The organism is Acinetobacter junii (assembly GCF_018336855.1).
In the GTDB taxonomy this organism is placed as follows: Bacteria; Pseudomonadota; Gammaproteobacteria; order Pseudomonadales; family Moraxellaceae; genus Acinetobacter; species Acinetobacter junii.
This window is the reverse complement of the sequence record NZ_CP059558.1, coordinates 1,883,197-1,909,289: the sequence shown is the minus strand read 5'-3', so window position 1 is coordinate 1,909,289 and position 26,093 is coordinate 1,883,197. Positions and strand designations below refer to the sequence as shown.

Below are 26,093 nucleotides of genomic sequence, written 5' to 3'. Positions count from 1 at the left end.
AATGAGTAATATGGTAATGAAATCACCGGAACTTCTTTTAATAGGAGAAAATAATCTTGAAAAATCATTATATTCTGCAGAGTATATGATTAATAAGAGTTATTTACCTGATTTACCTAACATGTCTATTCTTCCTACTTTTAATATTGAAAATATTAATTTAAGTGCGGAGGTGCGCTTATTTAAATTAGAAAGATTGGTTCAGAATAATAAACAATCTGTATTAGAAAGTCTTACTGCGATTTATACAGCATTAGGTAAATCCGAACATAGTTTATTTTTTATATTAGAAAGTGATGGGAATACTACTCAGATATATCTGGGGGTAAAAAGTAAAAGTGGTAGTTTTGAAGGACATAGTGCTGGAGAGTTGTTAAAAGCAACTTTTGAAGGGCAATTCTCAGGTAGTGATCTTAAAACTGTAACAAATATAGCTCTTTTAGACATTTTTCAAAATACAGCTAATTATGAAAATAATGCAGGTACAGGGGTAACAGCTGTTACAACAATACCTTCTCTTTCTGTTGATAATCGTGAAAACTTTATGCAAGGTATGGAGCGTTTTATTGATGCAGCGGAAGGTAAAGTTTATCAGGCGATTATTTTAGCTGAATCTGTTGCGGAAGAGGTGTTGCAGACCATTAGTAGAGGTTATGAGCAGATATATACTCAAATATCACCATATGCCAAAAAAACTTTTAGTTATTCTCAACAAGAATCTGACAATGTAGCTGAAACATTAAGTACAGGTATAACTAAAACCTTAGCACAAAGTGTTGGTTTGACTGAAACAAAAGGGCAGAGTACTACACAAGGCACTAATGAAAGTAATCAAACTGGTTCTTCAAGTAGTAAAGGTGGATCTATTGCACCACTTGGGATGGGGATTAATATAGGGGGAGGTTATTCATCTTCTGAGACAAAAGGAAAAAGTTACACTGAGTCTGAAAACACTTCAGAAAGTAATAATCAGACAAAAACATCTTCAAATGCACAAATGCAGAATACAAGTACTACTAATGGTAAAACACATGGTACAAGTCAGCAAAATACAATTGAATTTCAAAATAAATCTGTTCAACAAATACTTAATAAAGTTGATCAAAATTTAAAAAGACTAGATGAAATACAATCTTTTGGTGGTTGGAATTTTGCAGCTTATTTTATAGGCCAGACTCCGACAGTTTCACATGCATTAGGGAGTATTTATTATGGGCTTATGAAAGGTGATGAATCAAGTTGTGAGGCTTCAATGATCACTACTTGGGGACATAAAGAGAAGACACTAGTTTTAAAATATTTAAGAAATTTACAACATCCACAATTAAAACCAATTGCAGAACTAGATGTACAGGTTCCCTTTGTTACACCGACAACTTTGCTATCAACAAAAGAGATAGCGCTGACATTGAATCTACCTCAACACTCTACCTCTAGTGTTAGTGTGGTTGAAACAGTTCCTTTTGGACGATCGATCCAATATTTAAATGATGTTCAATATGAGGGTAAAACAGGTGTTGAATTAGGTGTATTACGTCATTTATGGAAGGATTTTAACCGAAAAGTAGTTTTAGATAACAAGCAATTAACACAGCATACTTTAGTTTGTGGATCTACGGGATCAGGTAAAAGTAATACTTTATATACAATTTTAAATAATTTACGACAGCAAAAAATTCCATTCTTGGTTATTGAACCAGTGAAAGGTGAATATAAACACGTTTTTGGTAATTATGATGATGTTTCTGTTTATGGAACTAATCCTAGACAAGCAACTTTATTAAAGTTAAATCCTTTTAGTTTTCCTAACGAGATCCATGTTCTAGAACATGTTGATCGCTTAATTGAAATATTTAATGTGTGTTGGCCGATGTATGCGGCTATGCCTGTCATATTGAAAAAGTCTATTTTACAAGCTTATCAAAGAGTAGGTTGGGATTTAGATGAGTCTGTAAATATTCGATCAATAAATTTATTTCCAACTTTTACCGATGTTGCTTGTGCTTTAAAAGAGATTATTCAAAATTCAGAATATTCTGAAGAAGTTAAAGGAAATTATATTGGGTCATTAGAGACACGTATAATGTCTTTAACAGATGGTCTTAATGCGCAATTATTTAGTCAAAATGAATTAGATAGTTCGATATTATTTGACCAAAATGTGGTTGTAGATTTAAGTAGAGTAGCTTCATCAGAAACCAAGTCACTCATTATGGGAATATTGGTAATGAAGTTAAATGAATATCGAACAAGTCAACAACTGGACATGAATTCTAATTTAAGACATGTTGCTGTATTAGAAGAAGCTCATCATTTGTTAAAAAGAACGAATATAAGCCAATCCATGGAATCGAGTAATTTGGTTGGTAAATCGGTTGAAATGTTAAGTGAATCTATTGCTGAAATGCGTACATATGGGCAAGGTTTTATTATCGTTGATCAATCACCAAATGCATTGGATATTTCTGCAGTTAGGAATACAAATACGAAAATTATTTTAAGATTACCAGAGGAACAAGATCGTCAAGTTGTTGGTCGTTCAGTTGCTTTGAAAGAAGAGCAATTAGAAGAAATTTCAAAGCTACCACAAGGCGTGGCGATTGTGCATCAAAGTAACTGGTTAGAGCCAATATTATGTAAAATTAATTATTTTTCTCAAGATCACTATAAGTATAATTTTGAAAAAAATATTGAAAATATTCCAAAAATAAAGGAAATACAAAAAGCAGTCGTTTATTTCTTGCTGTATGTAGGTAAACGTTTACCTGAAGACTATATTCAACCTGATATTGAGTTTCTGAAAAAAACTTTATGTTTTATCCCAGATACCGCCCTACGTATGGAAATTGAGCATTTGGTGAAAATATATCAGCTTGGCAAACTTCAATTTGATGCTATTAAAGATTTTGGAAGGATTAGTCAATATATTGTTAAAATTTTAAATTTGGAAACTGTGTTAGAGCCTTTACTTAAAAAATCATTTGATATTAATGATTTTGATCAAGAGTTAAATAAATATATTTTTAGTCAAGATATTATCTTAAAAACTGAATTAAAACATGCCTGTTTAAAGTATTTAACGAATGTAGACAGTGGATATTTAAAAGCATATCAAATGTGGACAGATCATACGCAAAATCAGTTGATGCTGTAAGGCAGAAATAGGAGAGAGTTTTGGGATTAATTTCAGTATTAGCTAATACTTTTGAAAGAACAAATGACGTGGAAGGATTTAAGGACGTTTGGTACAAAGATTCTTCCTCTACATCAAAAGAATATGACTTAGTTAAATTAGATCAACCAATTTATAAAACTGGTGATTCGTATCACTCTGGTACAATTGAAAATAATAGTCAAATTGTTGAAAAAGGTTTTTTACCTAGAGAAAAAGATGAAAATGGTAATTTAAATGGTTCATGGGCAGGCGAACCTGGTAATTCGACGTGGGAGCCTAATCGCGAAAAAATCCCTGACCCTATGAATAAAAAAAGTGGTAATCCCGATGGATTAACTTGGGGGGAGATTTTAGATAAATATGAAATAGAAGGGGTTACATTTAAAGATGGAGAACCTGACTTTAGTAACGTAATGAAAGATGAAGTTAAAATTGATGATTTTACAATAGATCGACGTGTGAATTTTAACAAAGCCGATACTGCTTTAGCTGAGAAATGGGATGTTTCACCAAGAGAAGTAGCAGATTGGCGCAGAGAAAACAATTATACTTGGCATGAGTGTAAGGATTGTAAAACAATGCAATTAGTTCCAGGTGAGGTCCATCATAATATTCCTCATGAAGGGGGTATTGCTGCGAAAAAACGTGAATTAAATAAATAAGGGAGATGTAATGAAAACTTTAGAAACAGAAGTAGGAGTTTTTGAGTTTAATTATGGTTGGGTTAAGCTAATTAACTTAAATATCAATGAAATTACTTATGAAATTCCCTTAGTTTTTGAGGCTTTTGAAGGAGAAAATATTTCTGAAGCACAACTGAAAAGCTATAAGTTATTTATGCATGAACAGTCTAGATATGAACAAAACATTCTAGATTTAATGTCTGAATATGTATTAAATGAGAGTATTCAAAATCCAGAGTTTACTCCAACTAGTTTATTGTTTAAAAGAGATGGAAGTATTGGATTGATTTGTGATTGTAATTGGGATATCGATCAGGGCATTGTTATTATTCTATATCCAAATAAAGTCATAAAAAATCAAGATCTTTTTCTTTAATACTTTAATGTTTGATTGATTTGACTTGAATGCTTTATTTATTTTTAAGCTTCTATTAAGTTTTAAATTAAATATTATATTTTAGAAAAACTTGAAGATTGATTTTAAATCAAAGTACTTTCAATTTTATATAAAATTGAAAGTACTAAAATCCAAAATATTGTACAAAGCTTTTTGATAAAGTACTGTTTGGCTTGATTAAGCAGTTGTTATTGGGGTGGTTTTATATATGATTTTAATATACTTCTAAGCTTAAATATTAGAAAATAATCTAATTGTTAAGTTAAATGATTAATTATGCTTCAGCTAAATTTTTATTAATTAGTTTCTCTGTACACGACAAATTTCATAGGACCCTTGTCCTATCAGGCTTTTTCTTTCTTAAAATTGCTAGCACTTTCTTAAATTCTTCTTTTTTTCCAAAACCAATCAAACGTAGAATAGCCATTTGAACATAGTCCAAACCGTAGCGAAATAAACTTACTGAAAGTCGTCCATGCTTCTTTATTTTTATCGCTTTTTTCTGATCATGTTGCCATTCACCTGTTAAATAGCACCAACAGAAACCGATAGCTAGCACTGCTATCAATTTCTTGACTCGTCTAGGGTCTGTTAAACGAGTATTTTCAAGATTGAATCCACGTCCTTTGAGACAACTAAATAACGTTTCGATTTCCCAGCGTAATGCATAATCACGAATAGCAGAAGCATTAAACATAGGAGAAACAACAAGTAAAAGTTCTCCATCTTCTAATCGTAGCGCACTAATATACAGTTTCACTCGACCAACCCAAATACGTCGTTTACGACATTCAGTTTGACCAACTTGAAGATGACGAAATAAATCACTAATTTTATGATTCTTGGCTAAGTGATTGGTCACAATAAAGTTTTTTTAACACGTATACAGAAGTTAATGTCATTTTCAATTAACCATGTAAACCATTTCTCACCGATAAATTCTCTGTCTGCAAACACATTCACAATACGAACTTTACCAAAAATGGAGATAAAGCGTTGAATCAAAGCAATACGCTCTTTTGTATCTGAATTTCCACGTTTATTGAGCAATGTCCAAACAATAGGCATCGCTATTCCACGATAGACGATGGCTAACATCAAGATATTGATATCTCGTTTTCCCCATTTCCAGTTGGTTCTATCCAAAGTTAATTGGACTTTATCGAATGAAAATATATTGAAAATTAACTGAGAAATTTGACGATAATCGAAATACTGATCTGCAAAGAAGCGTTGTATACGTCGATAAAATGATTGTGGTAAGCACTTGATGGGTAAGGCTTTAGATGCAGAAGAAAGATTACATGTCTGTTTTACAATTAATGCAAGCATAATCAGTGTAAAACATTTTACATGTGACTTGTTCCACTTTAGATATTTGTTTAAGATGAGATATAACTCATTGAAATGTGTCATCATATTCGTCGTCAGAAAACAATTATTATGCCATTATTTCAATGAGTTATCTTTTTTTGTCGTGTACAAAGAATTAGTTTAATAAAAAAATATTCCAATATTATTCTGGTTGTATTAACTGATGATCTAATGTTATGAAGAGAAGCCACGAATATACGTGACTTTTTTATATGCTTTCATTTTTTTTAAAACCCACTAAAAATTTAAAATGTTAGAGTTAGTTAGAGATATATTATTAAAAGGTAGAATTCTCCTTGTATCATAGACATAGGTAATCTCATCGTGAAGCAGTATTGAATCTATAAAAGCAATGTTTTTGGTCATTTAAGCATTGAATATTAATATGTGGAAACTGAAGTTTTTAAAATCCAATCTTCATATTCTTGCAATGCTTCTCGAAGCATATCCATTGGTCTTACAGTGTAGTGTTTATCAACCAAGGCGCTAGGTTTATGACCCGCGATTTGAGCTAATACACCTTTGTCAATTTTTGTCCAGATTGCAAGGGTTTCATATGAGCGTCTAAGCCCATGAGGGGTAAGTTTTATTCCTAACTGCTCGGAAACTTTGTTCAAACTCTTATAGGGGTTAATAATATGTCCAGTTTCTGAGTTTGAACTGCTAAATACAAATTCTGAGTCAGAGGATCGTTTCAAATCTAATAAGAGCTTTTCAACATAAGTAGTTATAGGAATGATTCTTCCACTATCTTCAACCTTGTCGATAATTCTAGCTGTTTTCCATTTAAAATTGATATCGCGCCATTTCAGTGTTAGCAATTCATTCTTACGACATCCTGTGATTAAAGTACATATATAGAATGCTGCTAGTTTTTTATTTTGTAATTTACTAATTTCTTTGAACCAGAGTGGCAATTGCTGTTTAGTTAGACAGTCAGCTTTTGCCTCAACTGGTGCAACTTTTTGCCGTACTTTCTTGGCCTTGATGGATTTGGAAGGAAGGAGGTTCTCATAATTATCATGTTCTTCACACCAATTTAAGAAGGCTCGTACTAATCGATATGCTTTACTTGTAGTTGTTGGTCGATAACAATTAGCCTCTAACCAATTGGTGAAAATATCTGATGTTAATTCAGAAAGTTTTAAATGCAGTATATATCGATCTTAATTTGAACATTTGAAGTCGATGTGTTCTCACGTACACTTGCCTAAAAATACTTGAAAAGTAAAATGGTAGCGCAATGAAGTCTTATCGATAGTGAATAAGAAAAGTCTCATTGTATTCACTATAGACATATATTTTTGTTGGTTTCTACGGACTATTCTAAGTCTTTAATTGGTTAAATAATAATTTTGGTTAACTATGATGTTAGATTGGCAAAAATGGAAATACGAAAATCGATACAAAATTCAGCATATCGTCGGATATGAAGAAAAATTTGTCGATGAAATTTTAAGCCAAATCCCAGAAATTACGCCCAATGATGTTGTTGCTCAATTTCCATTTAAAGACAGTAATGCAGGTAATCGCTATATCGATTTCATGATTATCAACGAAACAAAAGGTTATAAACTACCGATTGAACTAGATGGTTATGCCAAAATCAATAATAAAGGATATGAAAAGTTTAACGATTTCCTAGAACGCCAAAATGATTTGATCCAACAGTTTGGTATTGTGTTGCGTTATACGAATAAAAAAGCATTTAACCAACAGCAACGAGTCATTTCTGAAATACGTCAAGCTTTAAAAGCACAAGCAAATCGACAAATTACTGATGCTTCAAAGCAGAAGCAGATTCAAAGCCTCATTCAAGAATATGAAGCAAAAATTGCAGAATACGAAAGACTCCGAGTCAAAGACAGTCAAGATCAATCAGTTGATATAACAGGTGAGCTGGGTCAAGTCCGTAGTGGTCTTAACACCTTCAAGCAGAACCATATGAAAGAGCTCGAGAGAGTTCGGAAAGAATTAACGGATATCAAAGTTCAACAAAATGAACAATTAGGCTCAGTCAAAAAAGAAATACGTAAGTATGTTCTTATGGGTGCTGGCGTAATGGCGTCAATTGTACTCGGTGCTGTAGTCTATGTTCAGTCAAAAACAACAACTCCAAACAATGAGATTTTAGCACTTCAGTCTTCTGATGGTTTTTCAGAACAGGAAAATGACTTAAGTGCTCATCGTCCTGCTCAGAACTATATTGAAGCTTCACAAAGCTCACAATATGTCGGTGAGCATAAAGTTGTGTGTGGTCAAGTTGCACAATACAAAAAATTCTCTAAAGGAGTTTATTTGAATTTTGATCGACCTTATCCTAATCCGACCTTTACTGTTGTGATTTGGAACAATAATTCGGATGTCAGTCAACAACTTCAAAACGTAGAAAATAATACACTCTGCGTGAAAGGGATGATTGAAGAGTACAAGGGTAAACCGCAGATGATTGTTGGCTCATTGGAACAAATCATTTAAAGAGAAACAGAATGTTTGAATTTGCTATTGGTTTTGCAATTTTCGTAGCAGTCATGATTGTTCTAAGTATTTGCAATTTTTTTTCAGAGACCTATCAGGAGCTGAAAGAAAAAGAGCGATATGATCTTGAGCAAAAGAAAAAACGAGATGCATTAGCCTTAAAAGAACAGAGAAAGAAAACTGAACAAGAGCTAGAGGTACAGCGACAGAAAGCTGAACAAGACTTAGAGCTGAGAAAGCAAGCTGGGCTTGATCCTATTTACCAAGAACAAATGCGTAAGAATAAGCACTACAAGGCTATGATTGCTTGCCTAATTGTTTTCATCGTTTTGATAGTAGGTTACTTGATAGTTTTGAAAAGTGATTCAAGGTCTGAAGCAGATTATGGTACTTCTTCAATAGGAGATGAAATTACTGTTCCGTCACAAGAAGAATCATTAATTGGTCAGGAAAATCAAAATTTACCTGAGAGATTTAATCCTGTAGTAGCCAATAAACAACAGGTAGAAAGTACACCATCTGAAATTCAACCTGTTGCTCAACTAAGAGAGATTGTTGAACCGACTGTCGCAAATCCATTTGAAGGAAATATAGACGATACAAATTTATCGTCATCCAGTCAGATTTCAGTCTATGAAGCCGATGCATATATTGGGGAAAATACGACTGTCTGTGGTGAAGTCAGTCAAATTTCACAAACAGCAAAAGCAACATATATCAATTTTGGTGGACAATATCCAAAACATAAATTCAGCGCGGTGATGTGGTCAAACAACATCATGCCAGCATCAGAGGATAGCAATATTTGTATCTCTGGCTTAATCGAAAGCTACAAAGGTATTCCTCAAATTGTTATTCGTTCTCCAGAAAATCAGGTTTCTAATCATTAAATAAGTAAGGTGTATCTCATGCTAAAAAAAATTTTAGTCACGTCTCTACTGTCTTTAGCAAGTGTCAGCACTATCGCTCAGGAAGCTAAAATTGAGGCAATTAAAGCACCGTTCCATGTTGGTAAGACAGTCATGGCTTGTGGTCAATTGGCAGAAGTTAAACATTTTGAAAATCGCCATTATTTGAATCTTGATCGAAAGTATCCGAATCAAACGCTAACGCTTTTAGTTTGGGACAATAACTACAAATGGTTTGAAGAGCGTTTTGGTCGCATTGATGGCATGGTTGGTAAACGTTTCTGTGCTCGAGGAACGATTGAAGAATACAAAAATAATCTGCAAATGAAGGTGAACAATCCTCAGTTCTTACGCTTGATGAAATAGTGGATTTTCATGTGTCTGAGTTGTGGATTCGAATAAAGCAGGTCTTAGCAAAGGCTTGGGAAATCTTCCAAATGCTTCTAGGATTGGCTTTTATCCTCTTTTTGTTGGTTTCATGTTTTTCATCGGACGATAAAGACGATGATTATCAAAAAGATAATTATGAGCCTTATAGCTATGAGCATAACGATTTCTATCAAAATGAGCCTTATTACGAGCAGGATACGTATTATGATCAGGATGATGAGGAGTATCCTAGTTATGAAGAAAAATGGTCTCCTGAAGGTGACTATATTGGGTCATGAATGATAGAGATTAAAAAATCAGACCTTTAGGGTTCTGATTTTTTTATATTTTTTCTATATTTCATTGGTATAGTCTTTCAAAGAGAAGTATTTCCCTGCAAATTCCTATCAAAAGAGTTTGAATATCACGAAGGTTACGTTGAAAGATATAATCAACTTTTGAAAGAAAGAAACGTGACTAACGGACAGCAAGATTAAATTATTCCTCGGGGTATTAAACAAGTAAACTACATCATTTTACTAACATAAACACATACACGTAAAAATCACGCCCCAGTTTAACTGGCAATAGTTTTTGAACCCTTGTATTAAAACTTAAACGAATCTAGCAATTCTTTATTTGATGTTAATACTCATCCAGTATTGAGGTTTTTTATCTTTTCTTGCTTGTGATCTAGGTTGAAATACTCTAATTTCATACTCACCTGAAGCAGGTAAAATATAAATACCATTATCATCAAGCTCTGGAGAATATTCTCCAAGATTGATGGAGTCTTTTAATTGATTACCCCATAAGTAAGTTTCAACATTTCCTCCAGTCAACTTAACTTTTGCCCTTTTTTAGCATAAAATTTGTAGGAATCATACTTGTATCCATCTAGCCTTCCGTAATAATTTGCAGGGTCAGCTTTTTTAGCAAACTTAACTACAACAGTCTTTCGTATATCATTGTTATCATTTGCAAGTACGGCAGGGCTAAGCATAGTTAAAGTTAGGGCCATAAAAGCACTAGCTAGTAATTTCGTATTCGCTATTTTCTTAAGGTTACCTTAATTCTTGTATCGCTCCTGACATAGTAACATAAGTAATAAACTCGAATCCAAAATTGGCGTTTAGCAATTAATTGGTTTACGATTCAGTTCGATGATCCATTAAAAGATTATTTATAAAAAATGGAACTTACACAAAATAATTTACAGGCTCAATTAATGCCATTTCGTACTTGTTGCAAAATCCAATCCTCATATTCTTGTAGTGTTTCTTGTAGCATATCCATAGGTCGTACGATATAGTGCCTTTCAACTAATGCACTAGGTTTATGACCTGATATCTGTGCTAAAGATCCTTCATTGATTTTTGCCCAAATAGCTAACGTTTTATATGATCTCCTCAATCCATGGGGAGTAAGTTCAATATTTAGTTTTTTACATATTTTCTCTAAGCTATCGTAAGGATTAACAATATGGCCACATTCAGCGCCCTTACTACTAAATATGAATTTAGAATCAGAATTTTTCTTTAGTTCTAATAATAAGCTTTCAACATATGCAGTTAGAGGGATTAGGCGACCTTCATCTTCAATTTTATCTCTGACTTTTGCTGTTTTCCAACGAAAATCGACATCTGTCCATTTTAATGAAAGTAGCTCATTCTTTCTGCAACCAGTGATTAAACTACATATCAAAAAAATCGCAATTTTTCTACTAGTTAACTTATTTACCTCTTCAAACCATGGTTTTAGGTGCTGTTTCATCAAACAATCATTTTTGGCTTTGGAGGAAGGGACTTTATCTTTAACCTTCTTGGCGTTATATGATTTTGGAGGTATTAAGTTTTCATAGTCTTCATGTTCCTCGCACCAATTCAGAAAAGCGCGTGTGAGTCGATATGCTTTAGCTGATGTTGTAGGACGATAGTCATTTTGATCAAGCCAATCACAAAACACATCTGCAGTTAATTCAGAAAGCTTGTACTCAAACAGTTGATAAATGGGTTGATTAGTATAAATACTATTTTTTTCAGGATCGTAACCACCTCTAGATAATTCGATATGATCTTGATAGCTTCTTGGTCGCCAATTAGGTTGTCTTGCTTTTAAATATTCAAACCATACATCTTTAAATTTAATAGTTTTACGCTTTTCTTGTTTTAGCAGTTCTTTATTATCAGCTAAAGCTTTCTTACGCTCGATTAATGGGTCAATCCCTTTGTGGCACATAATCGCCAATTCTTGTGCATATTTACGAGCGTCATCTAATTTCCATACATCAACGTCACCAATTTTGATACGACGGTTTTGAAGACCAATACGGCCTTGGAAGATGTAGCTTTTATTATTTTTAGGTGTAACTTTAACACCGAATCCTGGGGTTTTCTCATCCCAAAAAAAAGTTGGTTTATTTTTGTCTGAGCAATCAATTTTATCAATAGCAGGTTTTGTTAACTTCATTCTAGTAAGCGTCTGGTAAGCAAGTAGTAAGCAAAATCAATATATATTAATCAACAAAAAGAGTGAATAATAAAATTTTAAAATTATATAAATATATGATAGTATTGATTTTATATCTGTTACTTGTTGATTTTTAATTGCCATGTAAACGGACTCATAATCCGTTGGTCCCGTGTTCAAGTCACGGTGGGCCCACCATATAAAACAACCACTTAGGTGTACTAATCCTAAGTGGTTTTTTAATATCTAATTTTCATGTAAGCAATATGAAAGTAATAAGAACAAATTATTGATCTGATAATTTAGTTTTAATGTTTTTATTAATAAAAATGATTACTAATAATTCAAAAAACCTCATCGTTCTAATTTCAATAACAATGCTTGTGTATTAAATTAGCTACAAAATGTAAATTTATTTAGGGTGGTGTAATGCTATTGCATAAAAGGATATGGCTAGGTGTGCTTCTTGCAACCTTAACAAGTTCAAGTTTTGCTGAGGTGTCTGGTACTCTCGAGAAAGATGGAGAGGATTTATTTTTCATAACAGAAGAAAGAATTGCTTATATCAAGTCTCCAGAGTGTCAGAAATTTGTGTCTGATAATAGTACTACCTACAAAGTTAAGTTTTTAGGTGTTGATCAAGATATTAAGAAAACAAAGCTGATTGGTCTAACTGAAATCGAATTTGAGTCTGGTAGTAGATGTAAAGTTAATACTATCGAAAAAGTTCATACTGTTATTAGCCATCCCGTTGCAGCGCCAGCACCTCCACCACCAGCTATGGTGATTGCTCCAGCAGTGCCTATTAGTTCCAGTGATTACATGTCTCGTCAATTCACCACAACTTTAGCGGATTTACCTCCAGTAGCGAATAGTATTCGTCCTTCCGCAGCTATTTTTTTTAGAAATAGCATAAACGCAAAAAAATTGAATATGGCGTTGTGTAAAGGCTTTGTGCATCTAGAGACAACCGAGGAAATGTCTAACTATTATAATGTAGCAATTGAAGAGCAAGTTGTTACGAAAGTTCCAGTATCCCAAGAGATTCCACAAGATACAGCTGATTGTCAGCAGATTTTAGCGGTTTATGATTATGCACTTGCTGCAAGTGAGTTGAATAAGCTACATCCGAGTATTGCATACTCAACTGGTCCATTTATTGTGATTTACAGTCCCAACTCCACTCGTGTTGATCAAGTAATCGATCTCAGAGGGTATTCGGAAGCTCAGCTTGAGGGGTTTGGTCAAAAATGGAGCAGCATTTTCACGAATGCAGCGAACCAATATGCTCAAACTCAACGTAGTAGTTCACAGCAAGATACTCAATTTAATATTTGGATATTTGTGAGAGACTTATTTCAGGCATCAGTATGTGTTACAGATCCAAATCTAATTTATATTTTTAATGAATCTGCTGGAAAAATAGCGGATATTGTATGTAAGGGAACAAAGACCTAAATACTAAAAAGCTCATCGCGTGATGAGCTTTTTTTATTGAATGAAATAAATTAATAATAACTCACCATTAATACAGCTTTGTTTTGGTCTTTTTCCTTCACTAAATTAATTTCAATAGTTTCATTTTTTTGTGATTCATTTATCAGACTTGATAAATTATGAGTATTCACTTTAATATTGTCTTTAATGTTGCTTAATCCTTCACAATCTTTTGTTTTTTGTGAAATTGAACACGTTTCCTCTATAATGTTTCCTTTGAATTGAATCGTATTTGCTGCATTCGCAATTGAACCTAATCCTAAGAAAGCTATTATTAAGCTAAGTTTATATATTATTTTATACATCTTTTATGCCTTTATTTAATGTATTAATTATTAAATATCATAAAAAATATAATTTAGGCAATATTAATTTAACTATTTGATTAATTTGATTTTAAAAGTGTGTTGTGTTTAGCATTTTTAATGCTGAATTGTTTTTTAATTCAAATTTCAATTTATTGTGCGTTATTTTTCTTATTTTAATTAATCTGTGATGTAGTAATTAAAAAATAAAAAAACCTCAAATTAAATTTACATAATTTGAGGTGAATGGAAACTCTAGATCAATCTAAATTAATCATACTCAATGGTCACAGTCGCCATTGCTCGTACAGTCCCCGCAGTGACGTTAGTGGCAGTTTGATAATATTGTGCAGTCATAGAAACATTGTATTGCAATGTTTGATTTGAGTTCACCGTGCCCAATTCAAGTTTGTCGCCTTTCTTAATGATTTGATTTTTATTGTTATAGTTCCAAAGTAACTGCACACCTACACCATTCGCCTTTGTGGATGCTGGTGCAGTATTTTGCATAACTTGATTGTTCGTACCATCTTGAACGTAATCAAAACTTAAGCTAATGAGATTTTTTTCTTCATAACCCGTCGGATTGTCTCCACCATTACATAAGATATTCATATCAAATGTTTGTGCGCCTTGTGTAGAGCCTACACCTGTGAAACCAGATTTTGTTACGGTTGGAAGAGTAACAACTTTATTGATATTACCTTGTATCTCGCAAGAAGATGATGCGATTGTAATCGCATTACCGTAGACAGTACTTGTTAAAAATGGCCTAGTATTATTTCCTGTAACGTAATAGGTACTATAACGTCCAGGTACAAGAGTTCCCGAACCAGTTTGTTCAGCCGTTTTCACGATTTCAACTACAAAATAACCTTGAGCTAAACTATAGGTTGTTCCTGGTGAAACATTTCTTGAATAAGGATAATAACCAGAGAAGTTAGATGCATTTTCTGCTTCACGATATAAGCGAATTCCGATACCTGGAATATTTGTTGAGTAAATGCTATTGCCTAGAGAACTGATCGGATAATTCTGCGTCAAATCTGCATAAATTCGATCCGAACTAGAATTACAACGTAAAGTAGAACCATTAGGCGTAATCGGAAATGTCGCTTTTCTTAGAATTTTTCCGACTGGATCACTTGGACGTACCACAACACGCCCAACAGCCATTGATATATCAACAGTTGTAAACCCAAAACTGAGAGTACAAGATGCATTCGCTAAACTTGTAAAACTAAGACCAGTTGTCAACAAAGCACCAGTGATTAGTATTTTCTTCATTTACAAACCGCCTTAGTCATAATTAAGTTGTTTTGATCTTTCTGTAATTGAGATGAAACATCGTAAGTTATTTCACATTGTTCAGTACTATCGTCACCCCATTTTACAACGAGACGATCAATTGCTTTTTGTGTGCGAAGATAAACCATACTACCTTGTGCAACTATTCCAACAGACTCATTATTTTGATCAAAAACTTGAGCTGCAAATGGTAGGTTTTCACCTGTAGCTGTTTTAGTCGCAATATAAATTGCATATCCCGTTTTGGTTGCGAAATCAACTTTTGAAATAGCTCCTGCAAATGGTGCTATTCGCTGGCTAGACTCTTCTAACTCAACATTGGTCGACATTTCTTGAGGATCTAAAGTGATGTCATTTAAACGGTAAGGTGTCACATAAGGTATTACTGCATAACCTTTCTTGTTAATACTTAATCCAGTCGTATTATTAACCTTAGCACCTGCTGCATCAGGGGCATAGACAAGAACCATCGTTTGACCCTGTTCTGGCCCAAATAACACGCCATCTTTGTGTGCAACAATATTACCTGAAACGCTAACCATGGCTTGTTCATATGAATCTGCAACACTATAAGATCCACCCACTGTTGCATAATTGGTTTTATATCGACCATTTACATTAAGCGTAGGATTGTTGCGATCTTGATGTGTGACTGATGATCCATAACTGAAACGATCACCTACAGTTCCACTCACGCCAACTGTTCTCGAATCTTCTGAAGCATTTGCATTCACATTCATTGAATGTTTTTTGAAACTTAATGGGAACGAGAGTGTCATCAAGTATTCTGTATCAGTTGTTTGATTACTAGATCCATAATCTACTTGGCGGTTTGTCGCTGAGATACCATAGGTTAGTCCTTGGTAATTGTTACTATAACCAATTTGGTATTGCTTACTACTTTCGTTGCGATTCCAGTAATCCACCCATGAGCCGACCATATAGATATTACCCCAACCATCAGGTAAGCCTTGGTTTAAGGTGATTTGAAATTCACTACGCTGTTTACCCACAGCGTAACTATTCAAACCGCGATCTTCCAAATCACGAATTAAAATTGCATCACGTAATTTGTAGTAATTCTCTGTCGAATAACGATAGGCTGCGAGTGTGAGGTTTGTATTCGTTGGTGTAATCAACTTGCTGTAGCTCAGTCGATAACTTTGCCCCGTTTGTGATTTTTTTCTTTCAAAATCAGCATCAGAGTGGGTGACGTCTAATGAAATTGCTCCGATTGGTGTTGCAAATGCGGCACCAGCCAATACTGAAGCATATTTTTCAGTTGCTTGAAAACCTGTATAACCAGTGAGGTAATTATTGATACCTCTTTGGTATTTACCTTGTACAACCCAAGGGTCGAGATTAATATCATTATCTCTAAATTCACCTGCAGTAACAGAGTAGCGACTCATACCAGGGCGCAACATTTGCACTACAGATGCATAAGGAATAGCGAATTTTTGTATTTCACCATTTGATTCAATAATCGATACTTCTAACTCACCGCCAAAACCTGTTGGGTAGAGGTCATTAATTTCGAAACTTCCTGGTGAAACTGTAGTTTGGTAAATCAGTTGACCTTGTTGACGTACTTCAACTTTAGCATTCGTTTTTGCATTTCCGCGAATACGAGGGGCATAGCCGAGCATGCTATTCGGCAACATTCGGTCATCACTTGAAAAATCTACACCTCGATATCCGAAAGAGTCAAAGATTTCACCATTTGTGAAACTATCACCTAAGGTAAGTACGCCACGATATTTAGGAAAAGCACGTTGTAAGTAGGTGCTTGTCGCTTGATAGTCTGATTTACTTTCATTATCGGTCGGGCGATCTTGCCAGCGCCATTGACCATTATGGCGTAATTGCCAGCCAGCAATGTTTGCACCAGCTGTTAAAGCCATAAATGCATTAGTTGTTTCTTTATTATCACTATTGTTGTTGAATGTTTTATAAGCACTGCCGCTATATGATAGAAAACCAGCGTTGATACCACGATCCCAGATACTTGGATCTACATAGCCTTGAGCATTTTTTTGTAATGCAACTTGTGGGATTGAAATATCTACACGTAATTTTGAAGTATCAAATTCATAAAACGAATCGTCAATCCATTCTTCAATTTTCATACAGTTATTAGCTGATTGAATAGGTTGAGTCTGTTTCAAAATTTCTTGTTTAACACCGTATTCGAGTAACGTACTTGTATTGAAGCATGTTGTTGCATTTTGCTTAGGATCAATCGCCTTGAACATCATACGGCGTTTACCGAACCATTGACCGTTCACGTAGACATCAACGTTGTATTCACCTGGTAAAACAGGGTTACCATATTTAAAGCGTGAAATATCAATTTTCTGAGCATCACCAATCAAGAAGGATGAGTCAAACTCAGCCTCCGTGGCATTATTAGGAGCAGATTCATCTGCGTAAACCATGATTGGCATAGTCATGCTGATTATGCCTGATGTAAGGTAAAAACAAATATGACGCTTTAATAATCTGTATGGTGCGTGCCGTTTTGACATAATAAAATTCGCCTATATGGTATAGGTACTTAAAATTATTGGTTATAAGAAATAATGAATGATTATTGGAGCTTTATTGGTCTTTCGACGCGTCCACCGTAATCATTAACATTGATAAAACTCATTTTTTCAGTAGATGACGTTTTTAATTGAACACGATCTTCTGAAAAAGGTTTTAACATTAGGCCTTGAGGCAATAAATCGACTTTTTTATCGCCATTCACTTGGAAAATAGAAGTCATCGTGATGTGGAATGGAGTCGGATTTTTAATCACAAGACTTTGCCCAGACTTTTGCCATTGCAATTTATCTGCAGCTAAATTGGCATCTTCTTTGATCGTTGAAGGGCGATAAAAGAATTTAATTCGAGAACGAATTGCGAGTTGTAAAAAATTATCAGGTACTGTTTCTCCACCTTTAGCCGTTGGCTTTGGTGGGATGTCTAGTACGTTTAACCAGAGTACAGATTCTTGTTGTTGATTTATCGTAGAGGCATTTGGCAGAGCTGTAATTCTGAGCGTCTGACTTTTTGTCGCTTCAACACGTGAAATAGGTGGTGTAATCATGAAAGGTACTTTTGATTGATCAGGAGTACTTTTAGGATCACCTTCATCAATCCAAGCTTGGACCAGAGCAGGTTTAGAGCCATTATTACTAAGTTGTAATGTTACTTCACGGGCATCAGAAGGATAAATGACACGTGTACCATGAATAACAATTTCTGCGTGCGAAGCTGTGGCAATCATCGAACAGAGTGCTAAGCCAGACAAAAAATTACAACCGTGAAATGACATGTTTTACATTCTCTGAAAAAGCGGAAGATTATAAAAATGAAAGAGTTTCTATGTTCTGAAACATAGAAACTCAGCGATCAATAATTATTGATAAATAATTGTATATTGAACGTTTGTAGTTACTTCACCAGCAGTAGATGCACCAGTTGCATAGTATTCAGCATAGTAGTTCAAGTCAGCGCTACCGCCTTCAACAACATCAACCCATTGAGAGTTAGCTTGAGCACCGCTAGCACCAGCAGCCAAAACTGGAATCACTTGGTTGTTGCTACCTAATAATTGAACATCAACGTTTTGAGCACCAGCAGTAGCTTGGTTGATTAAACGACCAGTGTTGAAGTCAACAGTTGCACCTGGTTCGAAGTAAGTTGCAACTTTACCTTCTGAACAATCTTCTAAGTTGATTTGGAATGGAGTACGACCTGCAACATCGCCAGCATTTGCTAAAGTTTGTCTAGAAACTGTTGGAAGTGTAACAGTAAAGTCTTTACCAGCAGGAGTAACGATATTACAAGTTTTGTCAGTTACTAGACCATTGATTGTAATTGTGCCGTCAGCAGCTTGAGCGTTTGCGATACCTACAACTGAAAGTGCAGCGATCAAAGCAAGTTTTTTCATAATAATTTCTCTAATACATCAGCTAAAAGTTTGAATTAGATTACTTTTCCAGTTAATTTCTTGCGCTGAACAAGTAATGCGCGAAATATACCATTTATTATAAAAAATGCAAACTTCGTCACATAATTTTAATACTTAAATTTATCAATTGTTATAAATTGAATAACTTGTTGTTTATTTATTAGTTTTTATTAATAAACTTTCGTTATTAAGTGAATTTTATTTAATTAATCTTAATGTGACTGTTAAGTTTTGTGATTAAAATTAGATTGTTTGATTGTTTGATTGTTTGATTGTTTTTTGATCATATTGTTCATTTTTTCTTATTAATCATTATAAAAATCAGTTCTGCATCTTTTTAAAAAATCTAAATATAGGTGGGGAAAATTACATAGATTACAAAAACACCTAACTTGTTTTAAGAATTTTTTAAGATTCAATTCTTAGTGTTTTAGTCATGATTAGATGAAAAAATCAGCTCAGGAGTTTTCAATGAATATGCTTTATACCCATAAACCGAACTACTATTTTTTTGCTCATAAATTTGTTTTATTTCTTGAAAGTTATATTAAAAATCATCCTCAAGAATTGATCACAAGCTTTAACTTGCAAACGATCTACGACTTGTTCAGTCATGACCGAGCTTCGAGTACAACAAATCTTGAAGGTATTTTAAATATCGCCGATGAATATATGCTTGAGACAGATGAAGGGCAGCAGCCATTAATTCACGCATATCATGTTCATCTTGATAACCATGTTTTAACCTTAGAGTTTAATGCTAAAGCGATGATCAGCTTGAAGTCAGGACAAAGCCTTATTAGTCCTCAAGCTGCATAATCTAGAAATTCCTCTTGATACACTTAACCATGAATCTCCTTTGGTTAAGTGTTTTTTTATATAGCTGTTTTAAGTAAATTTATTCGTTATGATATTTTTAATTTTGTTGAAAATATTGAATCTCATGAATAAAGACTTCAATTCTGACACTTATACGGTTGATGAAAATATTGCCAATACTATTTTTTGGCTTATGCAACATCAAGATATTTTTGATTCATTTCATTTTGATGTACATACACAGGAATTATCCGTAACACATGCTGCTGGCGTAGACATTATTCGTCAAGGCATGTTTCTAAATGCAAAATATGGAATTTTAGTTACTTCGATTTAATCTCAACAGTACTGAAAAAAACCTTGTCGATTGACAAGGTTTTTATATTTTATGCACTCATTGCATCTATAGAGAGTTCTGCCACCGTTGGTTTAGGTTTTTCAGCAGTTAAACCTAATTTAGCAAATAAGACTTGATCTTTACCTTCACCAGCGTTTGGTGTTGTTAGTAATTTATCACCAGAGAACAAAGAGTTTGCTCCAGCCATAAATGCTAAGGCTTGATCAGAATCACTGAGGGATTCACGTCCAGCAGATAAACGGATATAACTGTGAGGCATAATAATACGTGCAACAGCAATAGTACGAATCCATTCAGTAACATCTAACTTTTCTACATCTGCAAGCGGAGTACCTTCAATTGGAACAAGCATGTTAATTGGTACTGATTCAGGGTGAACGGGCATAGTAGAAAGCTCATGTAATAAACCAATACGGTCATTACGAGTTTCACCTAGACCAACAATCCCACCACTACAAACTTTCATCCCAGCCTGACGCACGTGATCAAGTGTATTTAAACGGTCATCAAAACTACGTGTACTGATGATGTGTGAATAATATTCACGAGAAGTATCAAGGTTGTGGTTGTAGTAATCTAAACCAGCATCTTTTAAGCGCTCTGCTTGAGATTGGTTTAGCATCCCCAAAGTCATGCAAGTTTCTAAACCTAATGCTTTTACTTCACGAACCATTTCGAGAACATAAGGCATATCACGTTCATGTGGATTACGCCAAGCAGCACCCATACAAAAACGTGAAGAACCAGATTCTTTTGCTGAAATAGCTTCACGAATAACTTTATCAACAGCAATGCGTTTTTCCGCTTCTAATTTAGAATCGTAATGAGCAGATTGAGAGCAATACTTACAGTCTTCAGGACATTTACCTGTTTTGATTGAAAGTAGTGTGCTTACTTGAATGGTATTTGCTTGGAAATGTTGACGATGAACGCGTTGTGCTTCAAATACTAAATCTAAAAAAGGTTGATCATATAAGGCTTGGATTTCATCACGAGTCCAGTCATTACGTAGGGTCATTGTTATATCCATGATGATTGATTACAAAGATTGAGATTAATCATACAGAAATCATGCCAAAGCCAAAGGGCAAAAAACATCATTTTTCTATGTGATGGACAATTGGTTGTCGCAATTGTTGTTGAATTGCCCAATCAATATGTACGTTTACAATCTCATCGTGCCAAGGTTTTGCTTCTTGCAACTTAGCAACGATTTCATTCGAGTATGGCGCATTTCCAAGTCCGATTGCAATATTACGTTTAAATGATTGATACCCTGTGCGACGTATCGGGCTGCCTTCAGTGTTGGCTAAAAATGTAGCTTCATCCCACTGCCAAATATCGAGTAAGCTAATATTGTCTAAACTATGTCTTGGATCAAAATCAGGAATTGTGGCTGTTTTAGCAAAGCCATTCCAAGGACAAATTAACTGACAATCATCACAACCAAAAATTCGATTACCGATTCCAGCGCGGTATTCTTCTGGGATAATGCCTTTATATTCAATGGTTAGATATGCAATACATTTTCGAGCATCTAACATATAAGGTTCAACAATCGCTTGTGTAGGGCAGATATCAATACACGCTGTACATGAGCCACAATGAGCTGTTGCAGGTTGATCAAAAGGTAGATCAAGCGAAGTAAATAACTCACCTAAAACAAAAAAGGAACCTGATTTTTTATGAATAAGTAAAGTATGTTTCCCTGTCCAACCCATACCTGCACTTTCAGCAAGCGATTTTTCAAAAATTGGTGCTGAATCAGCAAATGGACGTGATTCGAAATCTCCAACTTTTTCTTTGATGCGTGTAGTTAAAGTTTTAAGTCGACCACGCATAACTTTGTGATAATCACGACCACGTGCATAACGTGCGATAATGGCTGAATTTGGTTCAAATGGTACATAACGGGGCTTTGGCGATGCTACAAGATAGTTCATACGCACACAGATAATACTTTTTGTGCCTGGCACGAGCAAAGTTGGGTCAGCTCGTTTATCCAAGTTTTCTTCTAAATAGTGCATGTCAGCATGATAGCCACGTTTTAAATATTCTTTAAATCTCGGCATTTGATCTTGAGCATCTGGTTTGGCAATGACACAATCAGAAAAACCCAATTCCAAAGCTTGTGCTTTTATCCATGTTTTAAGTTCTTGAGGATCAAGCTGCTGAATCTCAATCTTTTGAGAAGTGTTGTGAAATGAGGAAGTGGAAGCCATAAACCAATAATAAGGAGAAAATCATGCAACGATCAGTTTACCATAGCCAAGTTTATGATAGTCAAAGTATACAAGCATGGGAGCGTCGATGGTTTGCTCAACGGAATTCCTCTTTAGGTTTAATGCAGCAAGCAGCTTGGGCAATAGCGCAAAACTTAAATAAACAATTTCTAGCTAAAAAAATTAAACATATCGCGGTCTGGTGTGGTCAGGGCAATAATGCAGGTGATGGCTATTATATAGCTGCATTTTTAAAGCAGCAGGGATTTAAAGTAACCGTGTTTGCTACAGAGCTAGGTCATTCTGAGGATTTACAACAGGCATTTCATTACGCACAAAGCCAACAAGTTGATACACAAACAATTGACTATTTATTGTCTGAACATGAGATAAAGCAAGACTTACCCATATTCGATTGTCATATAGATGCTTTATTTGGGATCGGATTAAATCGAATGCTGGATCAAAAATGGCAAAATATTATTCACCTCTATAATTTGCAAACAGGTTTCAAAGTGTCGGTTGATATTCCTAGTGGAATTCATGGTGATACTGGTCTGGCTTTACCTTGTGCAATTGAAGCAGATCAAACTTTTACCCTATTGGGATACAAAGCTGGATTGTTTACAGGTCAAGGCAAGGAGTATGTGGGAAAACTGCATTTAGTCAGCTTGATCCCAATTGATGCAGAATTAAAACCACTTGCTTATTTATCTCCTGAACGAATTGCTTTACCGAAGCGCAAAGCCTTTGGTCATAAAGGAAGTTATGGACATGTGCTGGTCGTCGGTGGACACGCCGATATGGGGGGGGCAGTCATTATGTCCGCTGAAGCTGCTTTTAAAGCTGGTGCTGGCAAAGTTACAGTGGTTTGCCATTCTAAACATCATCAAGCAATTCTAGCGCGTTCACCTAATATTATGGTGAGAGATATTAATGTGCTTGATCAAGAGCTTATTCAACATTTATTAACACAGGTCGACGCAGTCTGTTTTGGAATGGGTTTAGGACGAGATGAATGGGCTGAAAAGATCTATCAATTATGGTTTGATTTACTTAATGAAAATTCACATTTAGAAGTTGTATTAGATGCTGATGGATTATGGTTTTTGGCACGATATCCGCAGCAATTAAGTGCTCATGTTTATGCAACTCCACATTCAGGTGAGGCTGCAACTTTGTTGGGGTGTAAAGCTGCAGATATTGAACAAGATCGGATTGCCGCGATTTATCAGCTACAACAAAAATATGCAGGACAATGGGTGCTTAAAGGTGCAGGGAGTCTGACTTTGGATGATCGATTATGGATTTGCACTCAAGGTAATGCGGGGATGGGAACGGGTGGAATGGGGGATGTACTGGCAGGCATGATTGCGAGTCTAAAAGCGCAATTTCATGTGCAAGTCGCATTACATGAAATTGTCAGCTTACATGCACAAGCAGGGGATTTACTCGCTGAACAAGGGATCAGAGGCTTGCAAGCACATGAAATGGGGAAGGTAATTTATCAAGTTGTAAATCAGTAAATCTTAACGTCTTCTACTACTCGAACGACTGCGTCCACGAGCCATCCCGCCTAATGCATTTAAAACAGCCATTTTGCTCATACTTCCCGAAGCGTGGGCATGGCAAATAGCAGCTGCTAGGGCATCGGCTGCATCGGCTTGCGGTTGAATAGTAAGATTAAGTAATTTCATCACCATCATTTGCACTTGTTCTTTTTCGGCTGCACCATAACCAACCACAGACTGTTTAATCTGACGTGCTGTGTATTCAGCTACTTGTAAGTCTAAATTCACCAAGGCGGCAATCGCAGCACCGCGTGCCTGACCGAGTTTCAAAGCTGAATCAGGATTTTGAGCCATAAATACTTGTTCAACAGCAGCTTCGGTAGGACCGTGAAATTTAACGATACGCTCAATACCAGCGAAAATTCTTTTTAAACGCTCAGGCATTTCTTGTGTTTCTGTACGAATGGTACCCGCATCGACAAAGCGTAGCTTATTACCATCCTTTTCGATAATCCCGTAACCTGTTAAGCGTGAACCAGGATCAATACCAATAATGAGTGACATGCAGCACTATAAAAATAAAAGAATGTTGATATTGTTGCATATAGCCTTTTGCCTTGTACAATTTTTTGTTGGATAAAAATTTCAGTCATTTAAAGAGTCGATTTAAAAGATTTTGACTAGTATGAGTGTGATTTAAAAAATTCGTTTGAATCATTTGAATGACGCAAAGAATTTCCTTTTTTGTATTAAATATGAGCAAGTATTTTAGTTTTTAAAGATTTATGGAGAAAAAGTTTGCATTAAATTAGCTAAGGGCGTATAAAGCTAACTCGCTGATGCGGGGTGGAGCAGTCTGGTAGCTCGTCGGGCTCATAACCCGAAGGTCGTTGGTTCAAATCCAACCCCCGCATCCAATTTATTTTGCTCTGTGATCTATAAAAACGTTGTTGTTTTCTTAAACAGTAACGAGTTAGCTGAAATAAACCTAAAAAGCTAAAATTATTATTAAATCCTAGTTATGCTCTGTTTCCTTACCTAGTGTTGTAGTAAATCCAAGTTGTCACTTGAGCTCAGTCATGAGTATTTAAGTTTTGAAAATTATCAATGAATGGCATATTGCCACTGCCACAAATGGCAATGAAATTAATGTACAAATTATTCCCCTCAAACGTCAGCAAAGCACGCTTAATGGCTTTAAATGGGTTGAGGTAGGAAAAAAAATCCTTTTACAATCTGGTCAAGAAATTGAATTTAATCTTGATGGTAGAAGTTTTTATACATCACCAAACCAGTTGTATCGACTAAATTAGTCATATTTGAGCCTAACATAGAAATATTGTTACATTTTTAGGTTGGGCTTTATTGGATTATTCCCTTAGTTATAATTGTTTTTTAGCTTTTTTATAAATATAAAATCCTTATAATTCAATGATTAAATATAAAAAATCTAATTTCCTAAATAATAATTGAAAATTATCTATATAAATAAGCAGATATTTATTGCTTGTAAAAAGCAAACTCGTGTATAGTGGTTCTTAACTAGAAGAATAACACTGTTGATTCAGCAAATCTTTAATTTCGTAGTTTAGTTAAACCTCTCGTTTTATCAGATTTTAGTCTCAAAGTTTTATTACTCCAAGTTATTTGCTGCTAAGCATCCCGAATTTTTTAAATAGGTTAAAGATATGTCTAACACTGCGACTGGTACAGTTAAATGGTTCAACGAAACTAAAGGTTTTGGTTTCATCCATGCTGATTCTGGACAAGATGTTTTTGCTCATTTTAGCGAAATCCAAAGCAATGGTTTCAAAGTTCTCCATGAAGGACAACGCGTGTCATTTACTGTTGCTCAAGGCAAAAAAGGCCCACAAGCAACTGGTATTACTGTAGTTGCTCAAAACTAATAGTATGCCGCAGAAAAAGCTCACTTTGGTGGGCTTTTTTTTATGGTAAAAAACCATAAATCTATCAAATTTCTTCCTCTGCAAAATTAATTGTTTAAACCCAATGGTAAAAAAGTATTGCATGCTCTACGACTTTTTGCTAATTTCAATTCGACGATTATTTCGGCAGATTAAAGATTAGCGTACATTTGATGAGCATGCGGTTATGGATAACATAGAGCAATACACTCAAGGGTTTGAACATGAAGTTCACGTACAGTGTAAGAGATCATTAGGGACATTGTTATTTAGCTTTGTTGTCTTGCTAGTAACAAGTTTGTAATTAAAAAGCACCTAAGGGTGCTTTTTTATG

General features: G+C 34.8%; 24 protein-coding genes, 1 tRNA gene and 1 pseudogene. 14 read left to right on the top strand and 12 right to left on the bottom strand.

Annotated elements, in window-relative coordinates:
* Nucleotide 1 precedes the first annotated feature (1 nt).
* From H2677_RS09010 to H2677_RS09000, 3 genes are read left to right on the top strand one after another with little or no spacing between them, the layout of a single operon-like run.
* Nucleotides 2–3,154 carry an ATP-binding protein gene (locus H2677_RS09010; protein ID WP_212638354.1) on the top strand — a complete coding sequence of 1,051 codons (3,153 nt, stop codon included), beginning with the start codon at nt 2–4 and terminating at the stop codon, nt 3,152–3,154.
* Between the two features lie 20 nt (nt 3,155–3,174).
* Nucleotides 3,175–3,837, top strand: a complete 663-nt coding sequence (locus tag H2677_RS09005; protein ID WP_212638353.1) for an HNH endonuclease — start codon at nt 3,175–3,177, stop codon at nt 3,835–3,837.
* A gap of 10 nt (nt 3,838–3,847) precedes the next feature.
* The gene (locus H2677_RS09000; protein WP_212638352.1) at nt 3,848–4,234 is read left to right on the top strand and encodes a hypothetical protein; all 387 of its coding nucleotides are present in this window, start codon (nt 3,848–3,850) and stop codon (nt 4,232–4,234) included.
* A gap of 346 nt (nt 4,235–4,580) precedes the next feature.
* On the opposite strand, the gene H2677_RS08995 is transcribed toward H2677_RS09000, so the two are convergent.
* Both H2677_RS08995 and H2677_RS08990 read right to left on the bottom strand, forming a co-directional pair.
* A protein-coding gene (locus H2677_RS08995) for an IS4-like element ISAba33 family transposase (RefSeq protein ID WP_212639600.1) occupies nt 4,581–5,671 on the bottom strand; the annotation gives its coding sequence in 2 pieces (ribosomal slippage) (nt 4,581–5,131 and nt 5,131–5,671; 1,092 coding nt in all).
* A 338-nt stretch (nt 5,672–6,009) separates the two neighbouring features.
* Nucleotides 6,010–6,546, bottom strand: coding sequence for a tyrosine-type recombinase/integrase (locus tag H2677_RS08990; protein WP_228301642.1), 537 nt, complete (start codon nt 6,544–6,546; stop codon nt 6,010–6,012).
* Nucleotides 6,547–6,994: 448 nt separating this feature from the next.
* Here H2677_RS08990 and H2677_RS08985 point away from each other — a divergent pair, with 448 nt between their 5' ends.
* The 4 genes from H2677_RS08985 to H2677_RS08970 are packed head-to-tail and all read left to right on the top strand — an operon-like array spanning nt 6,995 to nt 9,683.
* Complete coding sequence (locus tag H2677_RS08985) at nt 6,995–8,107, top strand: hypothetical protein (RefSeq protein ID WP_212638351.1); 1,113 nt, start codon at nt 6,995–6,997, stop codon at nt 8,105–8,107.
* A gap of 11 nt (nt 8,108–8,118) precedes the next feature.
* Nucleotides 8,119–8,997 (top strand): hypothetical protein, encoded by an 879-nt coding sequence (locus H2677_RS08980; protein ID WP_212638350.1) that lies wholly within the window; start codon nt 8,119–8,121, stop codon nt 8,995–8,997.
* Between the two features lie 18 nt (nt 8,998–9,015).
* Nucleotides 9,016–9,381 (top strand): hypothetical protein, encoded by a 366-nt coding sequence (locus H2677_RS08975; RefSeq protein WP_104489485.1) that lies wholly within the window; start codon nt 9,016–9,018, stop codon nt 9,379–9,381.
* 11 nt (nt 9,382–9,392) lie between these two features.
* Nucleotides 9,393–9,683 carry a hypothetical protein gene (locus H2677_RS08970; protein WP_212638349.1) on the top strand — a complete coding sequence of 97 codons (291 nt, stop codon included), beginning with the start codon at nt 9,393–9,395 and terminating at the stop codon, nt 9,681–9,683.
* Between the two features lie 336 nt (nt 9,684–10,019).
* On the opposite strand, the pseudogene H2677_RS16055 reads toward H2677_RS08970, so the two are convergent.
* Nucleotides 10,020–10,405, bottom strand: a pseudogene (locus H2677_RS16055) (PPC domain-containing protein).
* A gap of 200 nt (nt 10,406–10,605) precedes the next feature.
* Entirely contained in the window at nt 10,606–11,853 is a 1,248-nt protein-coding gene (locus H2677_RS08960) for a tyrosine-type recombinase/integrase (protein ID WP_100535263.1), read from the bottom strand.
* A gap of 429 nt (nt 11,854–12,282) precedes the next feature.
* Between H2677_RS08960 and H2677_RS08955 the strand changes: the two genes are divergently transcribed.
* Entirely contained in the window at nt 12,283–13,311 is a 1,029-nt protein-coding gene (locus H2677_RS08955) for a hypothetical protein (RefSeq protein WP_004954769.1), read from the top strand.
* A gap of 50 nt (nt 13,312–13,361) precedes the next feature.
* Here the strand turns inward: H2677_RS08955 and H2677_RS08950 are convergent, their stop codons facing one another.
* The 5 genes from H2677_RS08950 to H2677_RS08930 form a co-directional block, all read right to left on the bottom strand.
* Complete coding sequence (locus H2677_RS08950) at nt 13,362–13,655, bottom strand: type 1 fimbrial protein (protein ID WP_212638348.1); 294 nt, start codon at nt 13,653–13,655, stop codon at nt 13,362–13,364.
* Between the two features lie 270 nt (nt 13,656–13,925).
* The gene (locus tag H2677_RS08945) at nt 13,926–14,942 is read right to left on the bottom strand and encodes a fimbrial protein (RefSeq protein ID WP_212638347.1); all 1,017 of its coding nucleotides are present in this window, start codon (nt 14,940–14,942) and stop codon (nt 13,926–13,928) included.
* Entirely contained in the window at nt 14,939–17,491 is a 2,553-nt protein-coding gene (locus H2677_RS08940; RefSeq protein ID WP_212638346.1) for a fimbria/pilus outer membrane usher protein, read from the bottom strand. Before H2677_RS08940 ends, H2677_RS08945 begins: the two co-directional genes overlap by 4 nt.
* Nucleotides 17,492–17,553: 62 nt before the next feature.
* The gene (locus tag H2677_RS08935) at nt 17,554–18,285 is read right to left on the bottom strand and encodes a fimbrial biogenesis chaperone (protein ID WP_212638345.1); all 732 of its coding nucleotides are present in this window, start codon (nt 18,283–18,285) and stop codon (nt 17,554–17,556) included.
* A gap of 84 nt (nt 18,286–18,369) precedes the next feature.
* Entirely contained in the window at nt 18,370–18,903 is a 534-nt protein-coding gene (locus H2677_RS08930; protein WP_004954758.1) for a fimbrial protein, read from the bottom strand.
* A 492-nt stretch (nt 18,904–19,395) separates the two neighbouring features.
* Here H2677_RS08930 and H2677_RS08925 point away from each other — a divergent pair, with 492 nt between their 5' ends.
* A complete protein-coding gene (locus H2677_RS08925; protein ID WP_004954754.1) occupies nt 19,396–19,743 on the top strand; it encodes a hypothetical protein in 348 nt (115 codons plus the stop codon).
* Nucleotides 19,744–19,867: 124 nt separating this feature from the next.
* The gene (locus tag H2677_RS08920) at nt 19,868–20,080 is read left to right on the top strand and encodes a hypothetical protein (RefSeq protein WP_004915346.1); all 213 of its coding nucleotides are present in this window, start codon (nt 19,868–19,870) and stop codon (nt 20,078–20,080) included.
* A gap of 49 nt (nt 20,081–20,129) precedes the next feature.
* Here the strand turns inward: H2677_RS08920 and bioB are convergent, their stop codons facing one another.
* On the bottom strand, nt 20,130–21,119 hold the full coding sequence (gene bioB, locus H2677_RS08915; protein ID WP_004961484.1) for a biotin synthase BioB: 990 nt from the start codon (nt 21,117–21,119) through the stop codon (nt 20,130–20,132).
* Nucleotides 21,120–21,198: 79 nt separating this feature from the next.
* Nucleotides 21,199–22,323 (bottom strand): tRNA epoxyqueuosine(34) reductase QueG, encoded by a 1,125-nt coding sequence (queG, locus tag H2677_RS08910; protein ID WP_212638344.1) that lies wholly within the window; start codon nt 22,321–22,323, stop codon nt 21,199–21,201.
* Between the two features lie 23 nt (nt 22,324–22,346).
* On the opposite strand from queG, the gene H2677_RS08905 reads away from it, so the two are divergent.
* Nucleotides 22,347–23,849, top strand: coding sequence for an NAD(P)H-hydrate dehydratase (locus H2677_RS08905; protein ID WP_212638343.1), 1,503 nt, complete (start codon nt 22,347–22,349; stop codon nt 23,847–23,849).
* A 3-nt stretch (nt 23,850–23,852) separates the two neighbouring features.
* On the opposite strand, the gene ruvC is transcribed toward H2677_RS08905, so the two are convergent.
* A complete protein-coding gene (gene ruvC, locus H2677_RS08900; RefSeq protein WP_004915352.1) occupies nt 23,853–24,398 on the bottom strand; it encodes a crossover junction endodeoxyribonuclease RuvC in 546 nt (181 codons plus the stop codon).
* A gap of 276 nt (nt 24,399–24,674) precedes the next feature.
* Here ruvC and H2677_RS08895 point away from each other — a divergent pair.
* From H2677_RS08895 to H2677_RS08885, 3 genes are all read left to right on the top strand, one after another.
* Nucleotides 24,675–24,751 (top strand) — tRNA-Met (locus H2677_RS08895).
* Between the two features lie 177 nt (nt 24,752–24,928).
* A complete protein-coding gene (locus H2677_RS08890) occupies nt 24,929–25,147 on the top strand; it encodes a hypothetical protein (protein ID WP_004961495.1) in 219 nt (72 codons plus the stop codon).
* Nucleotides 25,148–25,522: 375 nt separating this feature from the next.
* Nucleotides 25,523–25,741 (top strand): cold-shock protein, encoded by a 219-nt coding sequence (locus tag H2677_RS08885; RefSeq protein ID WP_004915353.1) that lies wholly within the window; start codon nt 25,523–25,525, stop codon nt 25,739–25,741.
* Nucleotides 25,742–26,093: the final 352 nt, after the last annotated feature.

What these genes read in the sequence shown, in the direction of transcription:
- H2677_RS09010 (WP_212638354.1), top strand. Translation starts at nt 2, where the DNA reads ATGAGTAATATGGTAATGAAATCACCGGAACTTCTTTTAATAGGAGAA.
- H2677_RS09000 (WP_212638352.1), top strand. Translation starts at nt 3,848, where the DNA reads ATGAAAACTTTAGAAACAGAAGTAGGAGTTTTTGAGTTTAATTATGGT.
- H2677_RS08985 (WP_212638351.1), top strand. Translation starts at nt 6,995, where the DNA reads ATGATGTTAGATTGGCAAAAATGGAAATACGAAAATCGATACAAAATT.
- H2677_RS08980 (WP_212638350.1), top strand. Translation starts at nt 8,119, where the DNA reads ATGTTTGAATTTGCTATTGGTTTTGCAATTTTCGTAGCAGTCATGATT.
- H2677_RS08975 (WP_104489485.1), top strand. Translation starts at nt 9,016, where the DNA reads ATGCTAAAAAAAATTTTAGTCACGTCTCTACTGTCTTTAGCAAGTGTC.
- H2677_RS08960 (WP_100535263.1), bottom strand. Translation starts at nt 11,853, where the DNA reads ATGAAGTTAACAAAACCTGCTATTGATAAAATTGATTGCTCAGACAAA.
- H2677_RS08955 (WP_004954769.1), top strand. Translation starts at nt 12,283, where the DNA reads ATGCTATTGCATAAAAGGATATGGCTAGGTGTGCTTCTTGCAACCTTA.
- H2677_RS08950 (WP_212638348.1), bottom strand. Translation starts at nt 13,655, where the DNA reads ATGTATAAAATAATATATAAACTTAGCTTAATAATAGCTTTCTTAGGA.
- H2677_RS08945 (WP_212638347.1), bottom strand. Translation starts at nt 14,942, where the DNA reads ATGAAGAAAATACTAATCACTGGTGCTTTGTTGACAACTGGTCTTAGT.
- H2677_RS08940 (WP_212638346.1), bottom strand. Translation starts at nt 17,491, where the DNA reads ATGTCAAAACGGCACGCACCATACAGATTATTAAAGCGTCATATTTGT.
- H2677_RS08935 (WP_212638345.1), bottom strand. Translation starts at nt 18,285, where the DNA reads ATGTCATTTCACGGTTGTAATTTTTTGTCTGGCTTAGCACTCTGTTCG.
- H2677_RS08930 (WP_004954758.1), bottom strand. Translation starts at nt 18,903, where the DNA reads ATGAAAAAACTTGCTTTGATCGCTGCACTTTCAGTTGTAGGTATCGCA.
- H2677_RS08925 (WP_004954754.1), top strand. Translation starts at nt 19,396, where the DNA reads ATGAATATGCTTTATACCCATAAACCGAACTACTATTTTTTTGCTCAT.
- H2677_RS08920 (WP_004915346.1), top strand. Translation starts at nt 19,868, where the DNA reads ATGAATAAAGACTTCAATTCTGACACTTATACGGTTGATGAAAATATT.
- bioB (WP_004961484.1), bottom strand. Translation starts at nt 21,119, where the DNA reads ATGACCCTACGTAATGACTGGACTCGTGATGAAATCCAAGCCTTATAT.
- queG (WP_212638344.1), bottom strand. Translation starts at nt 22,323, where the DNA reads ATGGCTTCCACTTCCTCATTTCACAACACTTCTCAAAAGATTGAGATT.
- H2677_RS08905 (WP_212638343.1), top strand. Translation starts at nt 22,347, where the DNA reads ATGCAACGATCAGTTTACCATAGCCAAGTTTATGATAGTCAAAGTATA.
- ruvC (WP_004915352.1), bottom strand. Translation starts at nt 24,398, where the DNA reads ATGTCACTCATTATTGGTATTGATCCTGGTTCACGCTTAACAGGTTAC.
- H2677_RS08885 (WP_004915353.1), top strand. Translation starts at nt 25,523, where the DNA reads ATGTCTAACACTGCGACTGGTACAGTTAAATGGTTCAACGAAACTAAA.